Annotated in this window: 14 protein-coding genes and 1 pseudogene; 1 reads left to right on the top strand and 14 read right to left on the bottom strand. The window is 55.2% G+C overall.

The features are described 5' to 3' along the window. Positions 1 to 19: 19 nt before the first annotated feature. The 11 genes from OKW98_RS17680 to OKW98_RS17630 form a co-directional block, all read right to left on the bottom strand. On the bottom strand, positions 20 to 3,913 hold the full coding sequence (locus OKW98_RS17680) for a type VI secretion protein IcmF/TssM N-terminal domain-containing protein (RefSeq protein ID WP_265385938.1): 3,894 nt from the start codon (positions 3,911 to 3,913) through the stop codon (positions 20 to 22). Between the two features lie 27 nt (positions 3,914 to 3,940). Further along, positions 3,941 to 4,654 (bottom strand): type IVB secretion system protein IcmH/DotU, encoded by a 714-nt coding sequence (gene icmH / locus OKW98_RS17675; protein WP_265385937.1) that lies wholly within the window; start codon positions 4,652 to 4,654, stop codon positions 3,941 to 3,943. After that, positions 4,651 to 5,994 (bottom strand): type VI secretion system baseplate subunit TssK, encoded by a 1,344-nt coding sequence (tssK, locus tag OKW98_RS17670; RefSeq protein ID WP_265385936.1) that lies wholly within the window; start codon positions 5,992 to 5,994, stop codon positions 4,651 to 4,653. The genes icmH and tssK overlap by 4 nt, the downstream gene beginning before the upstream one ends. After that, a complete protein-coding gene (tssJ, locus tag OKW98_RS17665; protein WP_265385935.1) occupies positions 5,991 to 6,701 on the bottom strand; it encodes a type VI secretion system lipoprotein TssJ in 711 nt (236 codons plus the stop codon). The genes tssK and tssJ overlap by 4 nt, the downstream gene beginning before the upstream one ends. 79 nt (positions 6,702 to 6,780) lie before the next feature. Continuing rightward, positions 6,781 to 9,384 (bottom strand): type VI secretion system ATPase TssH, encoded by a 2,604-nt coding sequence (tssH, locus tag OKW98_RS17660; protein ID WP_265385934.1) that lies wholly within the window; start codon positions 9,382 to 9,384, stop codon positions 6,781 to 6,783. After that, on the bottom strand, positions 9,381 to 10,451 hold the full coding sequence (gene tssG, locus OKW98_RS17655; RefSeq protein ID WP_265385933.1) for a type VI secretion system baseplate subunit TssG: 1,071 nt from the start codon (positions 10,449 to 10,451) through the stop codon (positions 9,381 to 9,383). The genes tssH and tssG overlap by 4 nt, the downstream gene beginning before the upstream one ends. Further along, positions 10,415 to 12,247 (bottom strand): type VI secretion system baseplate subunit TssF, encoded by a 1,833-nt coding sequence (gene tssF / locus OKW98_RS17650; RefSeq protein ID WP_265389763.1) that lies wholly within the window; start codon positions 12,245 to 12,247, stop codon positions 10,415 to 10,417. Before tssF ends, tssG begins: the two co-directional genes overlap by 37 nt. Beyond that, on the bottom strand, positions 12,247 to 12,729 hold the full coding sequence (gene tssE / locus OKW98_RS17645; RefSeq protein ID WP_265385932.1) for a type VI secretion system baseplate subunit TssE: 483 nt from the start codon (positions 12,727 to 12,729) through the stop codon (positions 12,247 to 12,249). Before tssE ends, tssF begins: the two co-directional genes overlap by 1 nt. Before the next feature lie 31 nt (positions 12,730 to 12,760). Next, entirely contained in the window at positions 12,761 to 14,263 is a 1,503-nt protein-coding gene (gene tssC, locus OKW98_RS17640) for a type VI secretion system contractile sheath large subunit (RefSeq protein ID WP_265385931.1), read from the bottom strand. A 14-nt stretch (positions 14,264 to 14,277) separates the two neighbouring features. Beyond that, entirely contained in the window at positions 14,278 to 14,811 is a 534-nt protein-coding gene (gene tssB / locus OKW98_RS17635; RefSeq protein ID WP_055010619.1) for a type VI secretion system contractile sheath small subunit, read from the bottom strand. Between the two features lie 68 nt (positions 14,812 to 14,879). Beyond that, positions 14,880 to 15,629, bottom strand: coding sequence for a hypothetical protein (locus OKW98_RS17630; protein ID WP_265385930.1), 750 nt, complete (start codon positions 15,627 to 15,629; stop codon positions 14,880 to 14,882). 595 nt (positions 15,630 to 16,224) lie between these two features. On the opposite strand from OKW98_RS17630, the gene OKW98_RS17625 reads away from it, so the two are divergent. Further along, entirely contained in the window at positions 16,225 to 16,992 is a 768-nt protein-coding gene (locus OKW98_RS17625) for a hypothetical protein (protein WP_265385929.1), read from the top strand. 413 nt (positions 16,993 to 17,405) lie between these two features. Here the strand turns inward: OKW98_RS17625 and OKW98_RS17620 are convergent, their stop codons facing one another. The 3 genes and pseudogenes from OKW98_RS17620 to OKW98_RS17610 all read right to left on the bottom strand — a co-directional run bounded on the left by OKW98_RS17620 (position 17,406) and on the right by OKW98_RS17610 (position 18,604). Continuing rightward, positions 17,406 to 17,966, bottom strand: coding sequence for an HD domain-containing protein (locus OKW98_RS17620; RefSeq protein ID WP_265385928.1), 561 nt, complete (start codon positions 17,964 to 17,966; stop codon positions 17,406 to 17,408). A gap of 5 nt (positions 17,967 to 17,971) precedes the next feature. Further along, a pseudogene (locus OKW98_RS17615) lies at positions 17,972 to 18,327 on the bottom strand (immunity protein Tsi6 family protein). Positions 18,328 to 18,340: 13 nt separating this feature from the next. Then, on the bottom strand, positions 18,341 to 18,604 hold the full coding sequence (locus OKW98_RS17610; RefSeq protein WP_265385927.1) for a hypothetical protein: 264 nt from the start codon (positions 18,602 to 18,604) through the stop codon (positions 18,341 to 18,343). Between the last annotated feature and the right edge of the window lie 16 nt (positions 18,605 to 18,620).

The following is an 18,620-nucleotide window of genomic DNA, read 5'->3' as shown; positions in this document are numbered from 1 at the left end:
CTGCGATGGCTTGCCATAGTCAGTTTTTCTGTCCGGAGTCGTTAAGCACGCTTAATGATTTGACCTGTGCCAGGTCAGTCATCTTCACACCCCCATAGTTACGAACGACCAGGCTTACCGGCCCGGCGGCCGACTGCCAGTTGAAACGTTGCTGAACCGTGTCCAGATCGGTGACGCGAGCACTGTCGTTCATCTTCAACAAGCCCCACCGGCCTGGGTAGTCGAAAACAGTGATGCGCTGGCCTTCCAGAGTTACTACTTCCAACCGTGCTCCAGGCGCATTGGTTGTGCCCGGCCAGGAAAACCTGTTCCAACTGGTGCGACCGTTTCGATAATGCTGTTCTTGCCCATCAAGGGTAAAAATGATGTCGGTGTAACGAGCTGACGGCTCCAGCATGATTTCGAAGCCATTTTCACGATCAGACAGACTTGCGATGACCTGTCCGACGGAACTGGCTTTGTCGATGCTGTCGATCATCCGCGTATTGACCAGTGGAGCAGGGCTAGTTCCTGTGCCCATGCCCAAGCCTTCCCCTCCAGCCAGGTTGCCGATTTCGTTGCGCTTGAATGCTGGCAAAATACCGGTTTCGGGGTCAACGAATCGCTGTAAATCCTTGACTGAAGCCTCATTCTCACTGCCAGCCACGATGGGGTAACGGTAGGCCATGACTTGTGTCCAGGGACGAGCGACATCCTGCGACCATGCCTTTGCAATCTGTTGTCCAGCTGGGTCGCGCAGCGTTTCCCACGCATATTGCAGTGGCGAGTTGAACAGACGTTGCAATGAACTCGACAGACCGCCTTCACTAGTGTCGACGCTGGTCTCAATGTAATTGCGCACCTGCGTGACTTCAGACGGCTGACCTTCCAGAGTTTCACTGATCAACAGCTTGCTGTTCTTGCCTACGTCTTGCGATCGTTGAATATTGGTCAGACGTACTTTGAGCTTGCGCAACGCTGCCAGATACCGGTCCATAACCGTGCTGTCCGCGCCCTCAGCATTTTGCGTGGCGAACAGGCGTGCGACGGGTTCGAAGCGTTTTGCCAGACTCCCGTCGTCGACACGGGGCAATGTCACTACCAGGCTTTCGGCTTGCTCGCTCTGGGTACTGAAGGTGCCTTTGATTCCACTCCAGAGTCCGTCATCCGCTTTATTCTGTGAAGCGGTCGAGTTGGCTTTGGGCAAGTCCCAGATGGTGTTCTGATTCACCGTGTGTAGCAGGCTTTTTACCGGTGAGTTCTGTACGTCACTGAGCACTGATAGGCGCTCGGTAGCATTAGCCATGTCATTGAAATGACGTACGCCCACACCTCTTAGCATCCGGTACCAAGCCTCTGCATAATCGGCCTTGTAGCGAGCCATCAGTTCACGAACGAAGTTGGCTTTCTGAACCATGCCATTACTCCCTTCGCTATCCAGTACCCAGTCGCTGTCGTTTCGCAGATTGCCTGACAGCAACTTGATCAACTCGGGTTGCATGAACTCCTCCCAACCCTGCCGGGTGTAGATGGCAGGCACAGCCTCCGCCGAAAACAACTGATCGCGTCCCGCTGCGGGCACCATGTCCGATAGCGTAAGCGACGGGAACTGACGGCTCGACTCCAGCTGAAGGCGCAGATACTCACGGTCCACAAGTGAGCTCGCGATCATAAACGAACGCAGGCTCTGGCGCGTTTCAGTCACCAGCTGCTCGTTACGACGTAGAGCAGGCGCGGTGCCTTGTTGCAGGTAGCGCACGTACATGGCGGTATTGGCTTCAATCAGTGCTGGACTGATCTCCTGGCCCTCTGCCTGTGCCGCCAGTGCCCAGGCTTGAGGAAGTTCATCAGCAACGAATTCGGCATCGCGGTGTTCATCCGGGCGCGACAGAATCAAGTAAAGTTTAAGTGCGCTGTAAGCCTTGATCACTGAAGACACTTGTTGCTCTGTCAGCCGGCTGAGACTGTCTTCCGACAGTGACAACCCGGCAGTCAGTGCGGTGTCTTCGGCAAGATCCGTAGTTGATTCGGATTTGGCGTTATCGCGAAGAGCATCCAGCGTTCTGCGACGTCCGGCTTCACCTGCTTCGTTGATTCCCGAGCGTAGCTGTCCGGTCAGATCTGCGCTGTTACGCGGAAGTCTGACAGCCGCTGTCAGCGCGCTGATGCTCGGTGTTTTTGCCGGTTTTTTTAGCGGGGACTTGGTCGAGCGACGTTTGTCGGTCGGCGCCAGTGGGCTCCGATCCACTGTCTGGGCAAACTGGTTAAGCTCGCGCAGTTGCACCTGCAAGTACTTGCCAATAGGCTCCAGCGCTTGGGTGCGTAGCTGCTGTAGGTACGCCTCACGTAGCGGGAGCAGCAGATCATCGCCGCTGTAAAGGCCTGCGCCTAAAGCGAAGGGTACGCCGTGATTGCCGTATCCTTCGAACTCACTAAGGTAAACACGCAATGTTTCCATCGCCTGCCCTGAGCGCAACCGATTTGACCGATCGGGTGCAGTCTCAAGCTGTGTCAATTCGTTTGCGATGCCCGCCAGCATTTCACGGTTTTTGTTATAAGAAACCGCCTCCCACGCTATCAAGCCTATACCTGCCAAAGCCGCTATCGCGATCAATGCAGGGGTCAAAGATCGTGTACGACCCAAGCGTGAGTAGTAAAGGCTCAGGTTGCGATCCGGGAACACCACCTGACGAAATGTCTCAGTAATGAAGTAGCTCTTGTCGCCTGTCTTTCTACGTGTATCGCTGTGTATTGGATGCTCTTTGGGCTCAAGCGCGTAGTAATCTCCAAGAGCATCCTCATAGACAGGTGGCAACTGCTCATCTGTCTGCAGGGCGCTGGTGAAATAGACCCCTCGCACGATGGGAGGCGTATGCCCTTGCGCTGAGCGTTCAAACTGGTCAAGAAAACCGGATATAACGGTCGACAGCTCGGCAAAGTAATTGGGAAATTGCAGCAGCTCGGCGCTGGCGGTTTTGCTCCCGATAATGAGCTGAGTATCCACGTGGTGTCGCACGCTCTCCAGCAAATGGGCAAACTTGGCTTCCATGACTGCTCGCAGGCCTTTGGCGCGCACATCCGACAAGGCGAACGTCATGCCCAGAGGCTGCTGGCGTTGTGCAGTGTCCATACCGTCGAAAGCCTGGTTGAAGCCTGGTAGCAGATCTGTCTTGCTGAGCATCAGATAAAGCGGAGGGTTGACGCCCAAGCACTCGCTGTATTCATCGATACGAGAAACCAGACGGGCAGCCAGGGCTTCGCGTTCGGCCAACGTGGCAGAGACAATCTCTGGGAGGCTCACCACCAGAATCAACCCGTTAACGGCGGGTTTGGCGCGTTGTTTGCGCAGTAGCTTGAGGAACGAGGCGAATTCGCTGGCTGACTGGTCGTCGCGCAAGTAACGGCCCGCAGTATCAATCAAGACTGCGTCAGGACTGAAATACCAGTCGCAGTGCTGAGTCCCGCTGTCCATGCCGCTCGCCTGAGCACCGGCAATGGTCGCTGACAGACCTGAACGTGTCAGTAGCGAGGTTTTGCCCGATGCTGACATGCCGACGACCAGATACCATGGCAGATCAGAAAGCGCAGATGCTCCTCCGCCACCCGCAGAGCGCGATGAGCGCAGCATCGATATCGCGTGTTTGAGGCGCTCGCGCAGTACGTGTTGGTCACGAAACTCGCCCTCGGCTCCTAGCGACCTGTCTACTTCAAGTTGCACCAGGCTTTCGATGTTCTGTTCGGCGCGAATTCTGCGGTACTGACGCAGCACAATAAGCAGCAGGCAGAAGGCGCTGATCAGCGCCATCGCTACGTAAATGTTTTCCCGCGTGAAATTCCAGCGCGGGAGTGCCAACCAGCAGGCGAGTAAACCGACGGTCCACAGGAGTGCCAGTGCAAACCAGAAATTTTTCAAACAACGCAATAATGCTTTCATGTCTTCCTGACCGGATCCGTAACTGAATTAAACGCCGAACAGCTGACGGACCTGTTCGGCCAGTGCTGCCACCTCTTTGCCCAGAAGCCAGTCCAGGGTCAGGTAAACGGCACCGCATATCAGTGCGATGAGTACCAGGTAGAGCCATAAGGGGACTTCATAACGGAACATCTGAGACACTTGGTCGGGCAGTGCCCAATCAGGGGAAAGCGCCTTGCGTGGGGTTCGGTAACGAGCGATGTCCTGCCCCAGGGTATTGGCGACGTAACGAAGTTGATCTTTTTTCTCGAGGCTGTATTTGCCTTCAAAGCCCAGTGCCAGGCACAGGTGATAAACCTCTAGGACATCAAGGTTGCGCTTCACGTCGGTACGTAGTGTCTCGAGTTTCTCGAAGAAACCCTGACCAGCCAAATGCACACCAAAATACTGAAATTGCAGTGGATTAACTTCAATCTGATTGCGTATTTCACTCTGTCCGGCATTCAGGACGCTTTCATCCAGAAACGCACATAGCGCGTATTGCGCATCCCTGACCTGTTCGACGCTGTAGTTGGCGCGACGCGCATCCCGCTCAAGCGCGGGAAAGAATTCGTCTACGCTGGCACGCAGCCTGGAGACGTCGCGTACCTTGCTTCCGCGACGGATCATCAGCGCCATGGTCATGAAGTCCTTGACCATATCCTTGAGTGTCAGTGTTTGCGCTGGGGCAGTAACGCCGCCTTGCATCACGGCATCATTCATTTGAGCACCGCCATCAGTTCAAGCTTGAGATTTTTAAATGCGCTGGGTACATAGAACGCGATGGCGTTAGCTTTCATCATGCGTTCGTAGACCCGGCCATGGGGTTCGATCGAGAAGTATTGATTGTCCAGACGAACGGGAATGGCATTTGGGGTTCGCACGCAGTGACTGAGCGACGCCCCCGGCATTGCCGTGTTGACCACTACTTCAATGTCTTCCGGCGAGCCGACCTTGAAGGCACGTGGTACCAGTTCAAGAACCTGAGCACCTGGCATGTCTGCATGAACCGCAATGTAAAAGTCAGCCTCACTCAAGCGTGGATCGTTCAGGCGGCCCACAAAATAGGACGTACGAGTCTGTTCGAGGCTGATCGGAATATATTGGTTGGGCACAACACTGTTGAGCAGTTCGCGAACCAGCCTGTCGAGCTTTATCATCGAAGCGGCGGGATCATGATGATCGTAGGCAGGGATGTCATTGAGCTGCGCACTCAGGGAAAAAGTCAGCAGACTGCCCGCAAGCTCAGCCAGAAAGCGATACAGTTGCTCCGGATGCAGCCTCGGGTGCTGAAGCAGGTGAGCAAGACCCGGATACGCGCGATTGACGGTATATAACAGCCAGAACAGGCTGACATCGCTAGACCCGAATTCAGCGATCTGGTCAGCTCTTTCCCGGCGGCGACCAGACAGTGTTTCGCTCTTGCTCTGCAGAAGTGCGAGCAAGCGCTGGGCAATTTTCAGCAACGTCTCATGCGACCCGATGTGCAGGGCAGGATGAATGAACTGAGTATCCAGGCTAAATCCATTAATGTTATTGCGCTGTAACAAGGTCAGAGGGCAATAGCTGTAGCCATCGAGTGAATCACCATCGATCAGCAGCACCACATTGAGTCGCAGGCTGGTGATTTCGTTTTCCAGCTCGCCTTCGTTGATATCAGGCAACATATCAAAGGCTTTACGGTATCGACGCGCACCTTTGCGCTCTTCGCCTTCGTCGAGGTAATTGGCGCTGTACGGTTCGGCCAATTTCAACGCCGCATACACCTTCAGCTCCGAACCGTGCTGCACATCTTTCAAATCGCGCGCAGCAGGCAGGGGGTCGTGTTGCGGTGCGTCAAAAAGCGAGCCGTCCGGGAAAACCATCTGTAGCCGCTTGAGTTGCAGCACTCCGTTGACCAAGGCTTGCTCATCCACCTCCAGAAGCTGCACGCCCCAATGAAATGGTGACGAGCGCAGCGTCGCCTGAGCCAGCTGGTTCTGGTGGAACTCATCCTGATACTGGAAGTGCTGTGGCAGAAGGAACATGCCCTCTGACCACATTACACGGCTCTTTTTACTCATTTAGCACCTTCCAGAGCTGAATCAAATGTATTGCTCAGCGACTTCTTAATAGAATTGTTGGCAGCGTCTTCGGCAGATTCAGCTGCCTTTGACTGCATGCGCTCCATAACCCCAGGCTCCGTACGCTCTGGCTGGGCTGGCTGTAATGGCGCGATGATTTGTTCTTCAGGCATCTGCAGCACATCTTGCCCTCGCTCGGCACTGATGCGGTTCACGTCCAGAAGCACGCGACCGCCCTTGGATGAAAACAGAATTCCGTCCTTGCGAAACGCGTCGGCATTGAATGCCATTTTCCAGCGGCCGCCGCTGTCATCACGAAAGAATGCCGCTACTGCGATGTACCGTGCTTCCTTGGCCAGTGGCCAGGTCTGGACCTGACCCATCCCGGGCAAAACCACGAGTTCGCGGGTATCGAGCACGGTGTTCCCGAGCACCTTTTCTGGGTGGTCCAGCAGCGTGTTTGAGTCCGCACTGTTGAACTTGTCCAGCGAGGTCAACTGATAAACCCTGGTCACGACGGACAAAGGCATGCCGGAGGTATTGGGGTTCAACTGGTTACCGCCGTCCACGGTCAGAACGATCTTTTCATCGCTGCTGAACAGCATGTCGCCTGCCCATGTGTCATCGACTCGTTTGCCTACACGGTCAGTGATGCCGCAGGCGGTCAGCCCTAGCAACATGATTAAAACACCCAAATACCTGCCCATTTTGCTGCTCCTGAAACACTTCCCATCGACGCCCGGCAATTCGGACGACGCTGAATCTCATCCGGATTCCGGTTGTCGTCTACGCCACGGTGTACGAAAAGCCTCCGGCCTCATCAAGGCCGATGCTCATGCTATTGACGGGTTTATCTTCTGCCATCCGCGCCAGCACATGCTCTGCCAATTCAGGCATCAATGTGCCGGACAGAATGTTGTCGATGTTCCGGGCTCCACTGTCGACTTCTGTGCAGCGCGCGGCGATCGTGGGCACCAGCTCTGGGCTGAACTCTAAAGAGGCTTGATGATTTCGCTCGAAACGCTCACGGATACGCGCGAGCTTAAGACCGACAATGCGCTCGAGCACGGCATCCTGTACCGGGTAATACGGAACAATACTCAAGCGTCCGAGAAATGCAGGTTTGAACACGTTGTTGAGCTGGTCGCGCAGGTCTTCGACGATCTGGGCAGGTGCGGGCAGTTCGCTGACCCCGAGACACGTTTGCATGATGTGTTCGGTGCCAACATTGGATGTGAGGATGATCACCGTGTTACGGAAGTTGATTTCGCGTCCTTCGCCGTCATCCAGTACGCCTTTGTCGAATACCTGGAAAAACAGTTCAAGCACGTCCGGATGGGCCTTTTCGACTTCATCCAGTAATACGACGCTGTAGGGTTTGCGACGCACAGCTTCAGTCAGTACGCCGCCTTCGCCGTATCCGACATAGCCCGGTGGTGAGCCCTTGAGACTGGAGACAGTATGTGCTTCCTGATACTCGGACATATTGATCGTGATGACATTGCGTTCACCGCCGTACAGCGTATCGGCCAATGCCAGTGCGGTTTCCGTTTTGCCAACACCGCTTGGGCCAAGCAATAGAAATACGCCGATTGGCTTATTGGGGTCTTCCATGCGCGCACGGGAAATCTTGATGCGTTTGCCTATTTCATGCAGAGCATGGTCCTGACCAAGAACGCGTTCGGCCAGCAGTGCAGGTAAGCGCTGGACGGTATCAATCTCGTCGCGCAGCATTTTGCCAAGTGGTATACCTGTCCAGCCGGAGATCACTTCACCAATGGTGGCCCCGTCTACCAGCGCATGCACCAAAGGCTGCTCACCCTGAACTTTTGCAAGCTCGGCCCGGAGGTCGGCCAGATCGGCGCGGTTGTCCTGCCCTGTGGTCTGGTCGCTAAGTTCGTGCAACTGTTTGACCAGTTCCAATTCGCGTTGCCACTGTGTGACCAGTTCCTGTTCGCGTTTCTCTGCGTCGGTCAGTTCTGCACTGAGTTGAGCAAGTCGGCGCTGATGGTCGCTGCCTTTGATCTGTTCCTTTTCCAGCAGAGATATTTCAGTGCGCAGGTTGTCAATCATGCGCCGGCAATCTTCGAGCATGCCGGGCTGTGAGGTCTGGCCCAGCGCGACCCGCGCGCAGGCGGTATCCAGTACGCTGACAGCCTTGTCCGGCAATTGCCTGCCCGTGATGTAACGATTGGACAGGCGGACAGCCATGACGAGCGCTTCGTCCATCACGGCTACCCGATGGTGCTCCTGCATTTTTTCCAAGAGGCCACGCAACATGTAGATTGCCTGATCTTCTTCCGGCTCCTCTACTTTTACGACTTGAAAGCGACGGGCGAGGGCAGCATCCTTCTCGAAATATTTTTTGTACTCGGCCCACGTAGTGGCGGCAATAGTTCGCAGTTCGCCGCGTGCCAATGCTGGTTTGAGGAGGTTGGCCGCATCGTTCTGTCCTGCTTGGCCACCTGAGCCAATCAGCGTATGGGCTTCATCGATAAAAAGAATGATTGGATGTACGCTGCGCTTTGTTTCTTCGATCACTGATTTGAGACGGTTCTCAAACTCGCCCTTGATCCCTGCTCCTGCCTGCAGCAGGCCCAGATCAAGCGTGTGAATAGCGACATCCTTGAGTGGCGTCGGCACATCGCCCAGAGCAATACGTAATGCCAGGCCCTCAACTACCGCGGTTTTACCGACACCGGCTTCTCCCGTCAAAATCGGATTGTTCTGCCGCCGACGGGTGAGGATATCAACCATCTGGCGCACTTCGAATTCGCGTCCCAGTACCGGATCGATACGTCCTTCCCGCGCGCTGCGGGTCAGGTCCACAGTGTATTGATCCAGAGCTGGAGTCTTGCCGTTGCCCTTGCTTGCCGGTCGAGGAATATCACTTCCCGCTGGCAAAGAAGCGCTTTGCTGTGACTCGTTACTGGCTGAAATGAAGTCCTCGAGATTGGCTTTCAGATCGTCGACATTGATCTTTTCCAATTCTGGAGCTGAAGCGGCTATGACCCGGCGCAGTTCCTTGTCGTCGAGCAAGGCCTGTAGCAAAAAGCCGCTTCGGATAAGGCTTTGGCCATATTCGATCGAAGCCAGTACCCAAGCTCGCTCGATCAGTTGGGTTATGTGCGGGGACAGGGCGGGGGTGCGTGTGTTTCCGGTCTTGAAGTCACTCATTGCACTCGCCAACTGCGACTGCAAACGCTCCATCACTACATCGTAATGACGCAAGATCGGCAGCAGGTCGTTATCGTCGCCTTCGAGAAGCTGCAGCAATACATGCTCGATATCGACTTCGTAGTGACGTTCCGCGAGGCACAGCGCAGCAGCGCTTTCGGTTGCGTTGCGGCAAGTGTCATTGAGCTTGGCAAAGAGTGACTTAAGGTTCACAGGGCGACCCCATCAAAAGGAATACGGAAAACAGCGCAACGTGACGGATTTACTTTCTCGCCAGGCCGTTTCAGCCAGCCAAGCCAGCCCAGCGCTGTGTTTGTGTTGCGGCCTAGACGCGCCAAAGGGATCGCCTCAGGCTTGAGCTGCGGAGCAAGTTCAAAGTCAAGGGTGGGACCGAGGTAGAAACGCACCACATCAACCAGCTTTCTATAGTCGTCATTACCTGGTTGAAAACGCTTATATTCAGCGAGGTCCAAGGGACCAATGTCGATACGCACGCAGGATTGGTAGTCCCATACGCGATTGCCAGCTACCGCGCTTTCACCGAGAGTTGCATTGGCACGTCCCAGTTGCGAGCACTGCTCCGGTTCAAGTTTCAGCCAGCGTCCGGCAAAGGGGCGCAGTGAGAAGGGCTGTCCAAAGTAGAAGCTCAACATCACTTCCAGGTTGTGTGGATTGCGAGGTCGCTGTGTGAACAAACCCGAGAAATAAGTGAATAACTCCTGTCGAACAGGTGAGGCGCTCGCGCCAAATTTTCTCTTTTGACTTTGCTTGCCAAAGCCCACCAGATTGAGCATGTAGCGCTCAAAATCCGATGAGCCTTTGCGCTCATGGTCGATGTGAAACTTGTACTTCTGCCAGGACTGATAGAAGAGAGCGATCATGCGATGCGAGAACACGTCCAGAAATGCATGGGCACCATCGTCCCGCTGCTGAATATGCCGGTTCAGGAGCATTTCAGTGTAGGGACGGGGCAATACTCCTGAGGGCCCTATCAATCCCATGAACGTGACCTGTACTTCGGTCAATGCCTGTTTGGCAGCAGTCGAATCCTCGAAGCGTTCAAATTTGAGATCGCTGACTTCGCTTACCGGAAAATTCAGCGAGAGCTGGGTACGGAAACGTAGCGGGTCCTCATGGGGGCGCGCTTCCGGATCAATGCGTCCTGCTCTGCTGTAATGCAGGCGCAACAACCTGACCAGCTGGAAAAACTCAAACCGGTACGGCTCTGCGCGTGCCTGATCGATCAGACCAGAGGTTGATCGCCCGTTCTGGGTGGCCATTGCACAATTCTCTTTTCCCGCTGGCGGGTACGAAGGGTAAGTTGGGTAAAACTGTTGACGGTGCAGTACTGACCGAAAAAGTGATCAAGGACTTTGCCGAACAGGAATACGCCGCTGCCGATGTATTGGCTTTCGTCGAGCTCTAGAGTAATGCCTACCCCACGCACGAAGTTGGGACGGGGGTGACCGATACGCACCACCACAGCCTCACTCTTGATCGACAAGATTCCGCTGATCTGTTTTCTAACTGCCAGTCCGCGTCGATAATTGTAGAGGCTCAGCATTTCCTGAAGCACTTCCTTGCCCTGCGACACCAGCGACATGTGATTCAGGGACAAGTGAGAAATCAGCCGCCATATCAAGCCATCGCCCAGAGGGACGCGCGCTGTCACCGTAGGTTTGCGCAGTAGGCGGATACCGTCGACCACACCATCATTTTCAAATATGAAGTCGCTCTGGCTGCCTCCGTAACTGAGCAGTTGCGGTAAGTCCCGGTTGCTGCAAGTTAGGGAAATGCTCAAGGAGTCGCTGCCCGCATCAATCAGATCGAGTTCTCGGTCTACAACGCGGATCACCATTTCTGTGCCGCCCTGTTTGCTATGTCTGGACGGTCGTCTACGACCAATCCAGTAACAAGCATTAGGGCCGAGGTCGCCACGAGGTTCAAAAAAGGGATTGCACTCGCTGACTGTATCGATACCGGCGATCTTCTTGACCCGCTGTACTCTGTCAATGGACACCACCTCCGCATGCCCTTGCAGACGAACGTCCGGCGTAACCTGGTACTCGTGGCGTGTATGGGTAAGCTTGATTGGCTCGGCTTGTTGCTTGAACAGATTGATGATCGGAGTGCAGCCGAGTTTGAAATTATTACGTCCCAGGTTCTGCGCGAGACGTGCAAGTCGATCTCCCATTTCGTAATGAGCAAAATAGAAGTTGATCTCGATATCCTTAAGGTCTTTTCCGGCCAGAGAGCGCTGTAAGCCCCCGATATCGACGAACATGAATTTGTCCGGAAACGTGAAGTAGTCGTGCAGCAACCTGTAGCCGAGGAATGAGCGTTCCGAGTAATCCACCAAGCCTTCATCGCGCTCGAAGCCAACTGCTTTCAACGCCCCCTGTGGCAAGCCGATTTCCCGGCGTTTTCCCTGCTCTGTAAAGCTCACGGTGGCTTTGGCCAAGTTGTTGAACAGCAACTCGTAAAGCTGCAGCATCAGCGTGCTTTCTCCATCCAGGAAAAAGCGCAAGGTATCGACACTCAGTTGGCCGAAGTGAAGGTGAGTAGTGGCGGTGAGGCCGATTTTCAGGCACGCCACGAGGTCAGCGCTGTGACCGTTAAAGGCCGAGCGCTCTAATTCAATGAACGAAGCGTCGCGCACTGCGATAGGCCAAAGATCGACCGGATAGCATGTTCTGAACTTGCACGACACGCCCTCAACGTTCTTTGAGCTGATTTCTGTATGCCGCTCGATGGTGTAGCAGGTCGTCAGCGTAGAGGTCGTTCCACTGCTGAACTCTGCAATGGACAGTGCCGGTGTAGGCCGTAAATAGTGTGGATAAAGCACTTCCAAAAAAGCCTCGACGATCTCTGGAAACTCGTCATCAAGTTTTTTGTGTATACGAGCAGCCAGAAAAGAAAAGCCTTCAATCAAGCGTTCAGCATGCGGATCTTCACAGTTATCACCCTCGATTAGCAATCGTGAGGCAATCTTTGGGTACTCGCGCGCAAACTCCTGCCCCAGAAAGCGCAGGTGCGAGAGTTCCTTCTCGTAATAGGGCAGCAGATCGTCGAGAATCAATTGAGGTTCTGCACTTTGTATTCCTGGGTATTGACTTGCAACACCGCGTCGAATGAAACCTGACGAGTCGCATCTTGAAGATGCAGCACTGCGTCAACCCTAAAAGTAAGCATGCGATGACCAGCTTGCTGATTCAGCAACTGTACCTTCACAGCGCGAAAGCGCTGATCGCCAACGGTGATGGCTCGCTCCAACTGAGCCTGAATCTGACGCCTGTCTTCAGGATTCAGCACTCCCTTGCTGGTAAAGTCTGGCATGCCATATTCGAGTATTGTTCCCGCCAACTCTGGATAGTCCTCAAGTCTTGATGCGACGAGGCATTGGCGTGTATTGACCAATATTTCGAGATCCCGGATCAAACTAGCCTTGTACTCACCCAATGAGCACAGCCGCTTGGAAACCGCCTCGCTTGTTTGATGAGGTGCATCATCAAGCAAGCGATCAAGTAACGTTGGTACTAACTGAGGGGAACGACTCATTCAGCTATGCCTCCCTGGCTAATGAATAGGGTCAGCTGCGCGTTGACTGTGGCAGTTCTGCCACAAGACGTAGCGAGGCTGTCAGCTCATCTAACTGATAATGAGGTCGCAGGAACGCAACGGCTTTATAAGCACCTGGTTTTCCGGGTACTTCGACTACTTCTACGCTTGCTTCGCGTAAAGGAAACTTGGCTTTGGCTTCCTGGCTGGCGGTGTCATCAAGCAGGACATAGTCAGACAGCCATTCATTTAGGAAAGACTCGACATCCTTGCGAGAGGCAAAGCTACCGATCTTGTCGCGCATGATCGCTTTCATGTAGTGAGCGATACGCGAGGTCGCGAAGATGTATTGCAGTTGCGCCGAGAGACGGGCGTTGGCGTTTGCAATATCGGTGTTGTACTGCTTCTGCTTCTGGGTTGACTGGGTGCCGAAGAACGCCGCGTAGTCAGTGCCTTTGCAGTGCACCAGCGGAATGAACCCCAGGTCCGACAGCTCTTTCTCGCGACGGTCGGTGATGGCAATTTCAGTCGGGCATTTCAGCGCGATTTCGCCGTCATCGGTCTTGAACGTGTGAGTCGGCAAGCCTTCAACCAGGCCACCGCCTTCAACACCACGAATCGCAACACACCAGCCGTAGCGGGAAAATGCGTCGGTTACGCGGGTGCCCAGGGCATAGGCAGCATTCATCCACAGGTATTTGTTGTGGTCACGGCCATCGACGCTTTCGACAAAGTTGAATTCTTCGACAGGCGTGGTATCCGGACCGTAAGGCAGGCGACCCAGCACGTGCGGCAGAGTCAGGCCTACATACCGGGAGTCTTCGGAAGCACGGAAAGACTTCCATTTGGCGTACTCGACAGTGTCGAAGATCTTCGCCAGATCGCGCGGACCAGCCATGTCAGTGAATGAGTCCCAGCCGAACAGTTCAGCCGAGGCTGCCGAAATGAACGGTGCATGGGCTGCAGCGGCAACATGGGAGATCTCTTCCAGCAGGTACATGTCCTCAGGGCTGCGGTTGAACTCGTAGTCACCCAGCAACATGCCGAACGGCGCACCACCGAAGGTCCCGTACTCTTCTTCGTAGATCTTTTTGAAGAGTGCGCTCTGGTCAAACTCGGACGAGGCTTTGAGGTCTCGAACCAGATCTTTCTTTGAAGCGTTGAGCAAGTGAATCTTCAGCGTGGTGCTGGTCTCTGTCTGGTCAACCTGATATTTCAGGCCGCGCCAGGACGCTTCCAGTTGCTGGAATTCACGGGCATGCATGATCTCGTTCATTTGCTCGGAGAGCATCGCATCGATTTCAGCGATGCGCGCGTCAAGCACGGCAATCAGATCCTTGCTTGGCGTCATTTCGCCTTCCAGGACCTGCGCCACAAGTTCGCCGATCAGATCGCGAGTGCGGGTACGCTCGGTTTCGGAGCGCGCGACGCGGCTTTCGGAAATGATGCTGTCGAGCAAAGAGGATTGCGGGGCGAAGTTTTCAACTTCTACCAAAGCGCCGTCCTGCTGAGTCGCGGTTTGCTTATCGGTCATCGTCAGGCTCCTCCTTACTCTTTGCTGTCAGTGGCTGGCACGGCGGCTTCGCGGCCGAATTCCTTGCCCAGGGTTTTAAGCTTTTCAGTGTTCTGCAGCACGTCCATCAACAGCTCTTCAAGCTTGTCGTTGCCGCCCATCTTGTTACGCAGGTCTGCCAGCTTGTTGCGCACTTCCAGCAGCTTGCGCAGTGGCTCTACCTGACGCACGACGTTCTGCGGTTCGAAGTCTTCAAGCGCGTTGAAATTCAGCTCGACACCGAGCTGAGTTCCGTTCTTGGCCAGGGTGTTGTCGACGCGATACGCCAGGCGCGGCTTGATGCCTTTGAGGACGCCGTTGAAGTTGTCGCGATCGATGAAGATGAACTTGCGATCCTTGAGCTTGGGCAGCGGCTCCAGCGGGTTGCCTGAGAAATCTCCCATGACACCTACGACGAACGGCAGCTCTTTCTTTTCCTGAGCATCGCCAATTTCCACGTCGTAAGTGATGTGAACCCGAGGGGCGCGAACGCGGTCGAGTTTGTGCTGGGTACTTTCCTTCTTCGCCATCGTGTTCTCCTGTGCGAGCAACTCGCTGCAAGTCATTTGCGTGTCGGCTCGACGTTGAGCCGAGTGCTTTACAGTCCTTCGATCGTCATCAGCAGCCGCTGACGAATCTCATCTTTCATGTCCATGATGCTGTCCTGGCCCACCAGTTCTTCAAAACTGGCGTTGCCGGCAATCTGCGTGCTGCTGCGAATGACCGAGTCGTCCGGCAGCGTCGAGCGCACCGGGGAGCTGATCACGCAGAACGGCAGGTCGCCAAAATCCTTCAGTCGCTCGAAGCTCACCGGAAACCGCAGGCCGTCGAACAGACGCCCCAGGCCCGGTGATTTGCTCACGCAGTAAAACAGCACCAGGTAGTGCACGACGAAGCGGTACAACTCGGCGCTGCTGCGGTTGGGGTCTTTGATGACGCTGCGAAAGCGCGCCAGGTCAAAGGAGTTGAACCCGATCACCCAGCGCGTCGGGCTGGTGATGCGGATGGTCTGACCGCTGTCGGCCAAGACCTTGTCGTATTCCAGCGGGAACAGTTCGGGCGTGGTGCTGATCAGGTTCAGTGGCACTTCCATCTCATTGACCAACTGGAACGGAGACGCCGAACCAATCCTGTCGCACAGCTCTTTGAGTTCCTTGAAGTGATGCTGAGTCTCCCGGCCACTGCTGCGCTGGGCACCCTGAAGGTACTCACCGAACAGATTCTGGGGACGAATCAACAGCGCCAGCGTGGCCAGGTAATCGGACGCCTGTGCTTTAAGCACGTCGGAAATAGCCCGGGTCTGGCTGCGCAGCTTTATGAGTGCTTCTACGTCAAACGTTTGAGTCATGGGTACTTCGTCCCTGAACCTTTCTCAACAATGCGGCGAATGCGGCGAGACATAGTGAAGAGATCGCGTCGCCCGGCTGGCACACCTTCTCGAAAAGCTGATTCGGATCAACGTCATCCCGAAAACTCGCTGCGAAGGTTAGGTGCATGAAACGTGGCCGAACACCGATAGCTAGTAGCCAGCAGTGTCAGCTCAGGCAGTTAATTGTGTGGGAAAGTTCCTACAGACGCGAAGTTTTTCTCAAAATTGATACAGGCCGCAATGATGCTTTATGGCCACTATGATTCTGGCGGTGGGCCTGAAAATGGCTCCAGGCCTTATGGTTCAAGGGCTGCAGGGTTTTATTGGATCCCTTCGGCAGGTGTAAAGAAAAGGGTGGAATGGTGAATCGGTTCACCTACTGATCTGAACTAGTTGGGCAACTAAGGAAAATCGATGCAGAAGGTTCTTCCGCGAGCGTTGAGGAATCTGGGTTTTTTTGGAGGGATATGGATTTCCTTGGGGCAGGGGTGGTGTAGTTTGCCGGGGTGTGGCTTGAGTGGATGGCTTGGGTTGAGCGTGGCTTTGTGGACGGAATTTACTGAGGGAGCGGGTTATGGAAGTGCGAGGCTGGTCGAGGGCAGTTCTGGGGCGCGAGGGGCGGGTGGAGGAAGTTGTGCCGCGTGCGGAACCGGATTCAGCTTCTGCCGACGGCGAGAGACGCTGTCAGGAGCCGACGGACGAACCGTTGTCGCGTGTTGAGCAGAACCTAAGCTGGCTGCCGGTTTATCAGGAGCCTTCACCTTTTTCGTTGCCTTTACCCGGCTGGCCGCTGCACTGGAAAGAGGACGCAGCGTTGCACCGCCGCTACCTGGCTTACGTGAACAACGCGGAACGGATTGGCTGGCAATCTCTTGCAGAGGCTGACCGGCAGGCAGGGCGCGAGCTGGCGTCGCAACTGTCGTCCAGGGCGATCGATCTGGCAAGCGCCAAAGCCACCGAGCAATTGGCCGAGAATTACTGGTTCTTCCAGGCCGCCGCCGTGGCGTCGCTGTTCGCGGACGGACCGGAATCGGAAGCCTTTGCCCGCTACAGCAGGGATGCGGAATCGTATCGGGGATGGCGCAGGGTGAGCGGTCAGGTGCAGTTGTTTGATGAGTATGTGAGCGTGATTGCGTCTGGCGCACAGCTCAGACCGGGCACCAGAGAATTTGGTGCGCCGAGTGCTACTTGTGCGATTGACCGGGGTGGCGCTCCACCTTGCTCACGAAAGCGGTGTGTCAGTCGATACGTCCGTTTCAGCACCATCGCTTTCGCCAGCAAGCCGGCTCCTACGGATTGCCTGAGCGCCGACAATTGTGTGCGTTGCCAAAATCCCCTGTAGGAGCGCGCTTGCCCGCGAACGCAATCTGCCTGTGACGAATGCCTTGCCTGACACCGCGCTTTCGCAGGCAAGCCGGCTCCTACGGATTGCGTGAACGCCGACGATGGTGTGCGCTGCCAAAATCCCATGTAGGAGCGCGCTTGCCCGCGAACGCAATCTGCCTGTGACGAATGCCTTCCCTGACACACCGCTTTCGCAGGCAAGCCGGCTCGGATTGCCTGGGCGCCGACAATTGTGTGCGTTGCCAAAATCCATTGTAGGAGCGCGCTTGCCCGCGAACGCAATCTGTCTGTGACGAATGTCTAGCCTGACACACCGCTTTCGCGGGCAAGCGCGCTCCTACAGGGAATCAGGTGGCATCGAAGATCCGCACTGGACGCAACACCACTGAGACCCTGCTCACAAAGAACACTTCAGATATGTTCGCGCTGCTCATCAACGTACAAAGATTTGTACCGCGCCATGGCATCCGTGAGCCGGCGATTCAGGTAATCATTGGCATGCCCAAGCGCCGCCAGAATCTGCGCAGATTCCTCATGATAGGACGCGCGCTTTTCCAAAGACCACGTCGATGGCGCGGATTGAAGATTGGTAATCCGGTCGCACAACTTGATCGCTGCCGCTTCCCGGGAATGCGCGGCGATTGCCTGGAAATAGCGCTCATCCGAGAACGGCACGATCAGGTTCTTGCTCAGGCAGGCGACGGTCGATGCGACAGCGGCGCCGAACACTTCAGCCAATGCCTCTTCTGACGTTCCAGTGTCCTCGATCACGTCGTGCAGCAGCGCGGCAGGCATCGCGATTGCCAGATCACCGATGTCACTTTCCCTGTCCGCGAAAATCAGCTCGTTGGCGACCATCGCGACATGGGTGGTATACGGCAGATCTGACCCCTTCATCATCTGCCCGACGTGGGCGTGAGAAGCGAACAGCCAGGCTTTGTTGTAGAGATGCTGCAGGTCGGTGCACGTCAATCAATTCACTCCTGAGATGGGGGAGATGGGCGGTGAAGGCTTTCCAGGGGCTGGCCGTCGGGTAGCTTGATTTTTAAACCGCGACCGATCTGGATGCCGATGTAGTAGGCGATGCCGAGTGCATGGGCAAACTCCGGATCCGTCTCCTCGAACTCCTTCCCGGCCCACGCGCCAATGGTCAATTTGTGCAGGCGGCTCTTGTCTTTTTCGGTGCCCAGCAAAATGTTTCTGATGAAGTCGAGTTGGATCAGTGAGCTCGAATAAGGGGGAACGCTGGGCACGATGCCTCCCTCAGGCGGGTGATCGCAATAGCTTCGTCGATGTAGTCGATGGCTTTTTTCAATTCGTCGTTCCCTGTCATGCGGCCGCGTTTGCTAGATCGCGCTGCCTCGGTTCGAACCTGGCTTCTGCATTAATAATTCGTCCAGCTCTCGCCGGCGGCAGCGGTTGACGAATTGAAGCGCCGAGGGGAGATCGTGCTGGAAGCGTTCGAACATGTGCGCGTCAATTGCGTAATATTCTTCGTAGTCCGCGAAGCCGCTGCTCACTGGAAATGATACGTAGAATTGGCCTGAGGTTTCTTCAACTCCCAGGGAGAACATTTCTTCTCGGTTTACGTGGATCCGGCTGAATTTCATGCTGAGGTACCTAAGA

It is taken from the genome of Pseudomonas sp. KU26590 (assembly GCF_026153515.1).
GTDB lineage: Bacteria > Pseudomonadota > Gammaproteobacteria > Pseudomonadales > Pseudomonadaceae > Aquipseudomonas.
This window is presented reverse-complemented; position numbering and strand designations above follow the sequence as displayed.

Excerpts from the sequence above, each read along its gene's own strand:
- OKW98_RS17680 (WP_265385938.1), bottom strand. The coding sequence starts at position 3,913 with ATGAAAGCATTATTGCGTTGTTTGAAAAATTTCTGGTTTGCACTGGCA.
- icmH (WP_265385937.1), bottom strand. The coding sequence starts at position 4,654 with ATGAATGATGCCGTGATGCAAGGCGGCGTTACTGCCCCAGCGCAAACA.
- tssK (WP_265385936.1), bottom strand. The coding sequence starts at position 5,994 with ATGAGTAAAAAGAGCCGTGTAATGTGGTCAGAGGGCATGTTCCTTCTG.
- tssJ (WP_265385935.1), bottom strand. The coding sequence starts at position 6,701 with ATGGGCAGGTATTTGGGTGTTTTAATCATGTTGCTAGGGCTGACCGCC.
- tssG (WP_265385933.1), bottom strand. The coding sequence starts at position 10,451 with ATGGCCACCCAGAACGGGCGATCAACCTCTGGTCTGATCGATCAGGCA.
- tssE (WP_265385932.1), bottom strand. The coding sequence starts at position 12,729 with ATGAGTCGTTCCCCTCAGTTAGTACCAACGTTACTTGATCGCTTGCTT.
- tssC (WP_265385931.1), bottom strand. The coding sequence starts at position 14,263 with ATGACCGATAAGCAAACCGCGACTCAGCAGGACGGCGCTTTGGTAGAA.
- tssB (WP_055010619.1), bottom strand. The coding sequence starts at position 14,811 with ATGGCGAAGAAGGAAAGTACCCAGCACAAACTCGACCGCGTTCGCGCC.
- OKW98_RS17630 (WP_265385930.1), bottom strand. The coding sequence starts at position 15,629 with ATGACTCAAACGTTTGACGTAGAAGCACTCATAAAGCTGCGCAGCCAG.
- OKW98_RS17625 (WP_265385929.1), top strand. The coding sequence starts at position 16,225 with ATGGAAGTGCGAGGCTGGTCGAGGGCAGTTCTGGGGCGCGAGGGGCGG.
- OKW98_RS17610 (WP_265385927.1), bottom strand. The coding sequence starts at position 18,604 with ATGAAATTCAGCCGGATCCACGTAAACCGAGAAGAAATGTTCTCCCTG.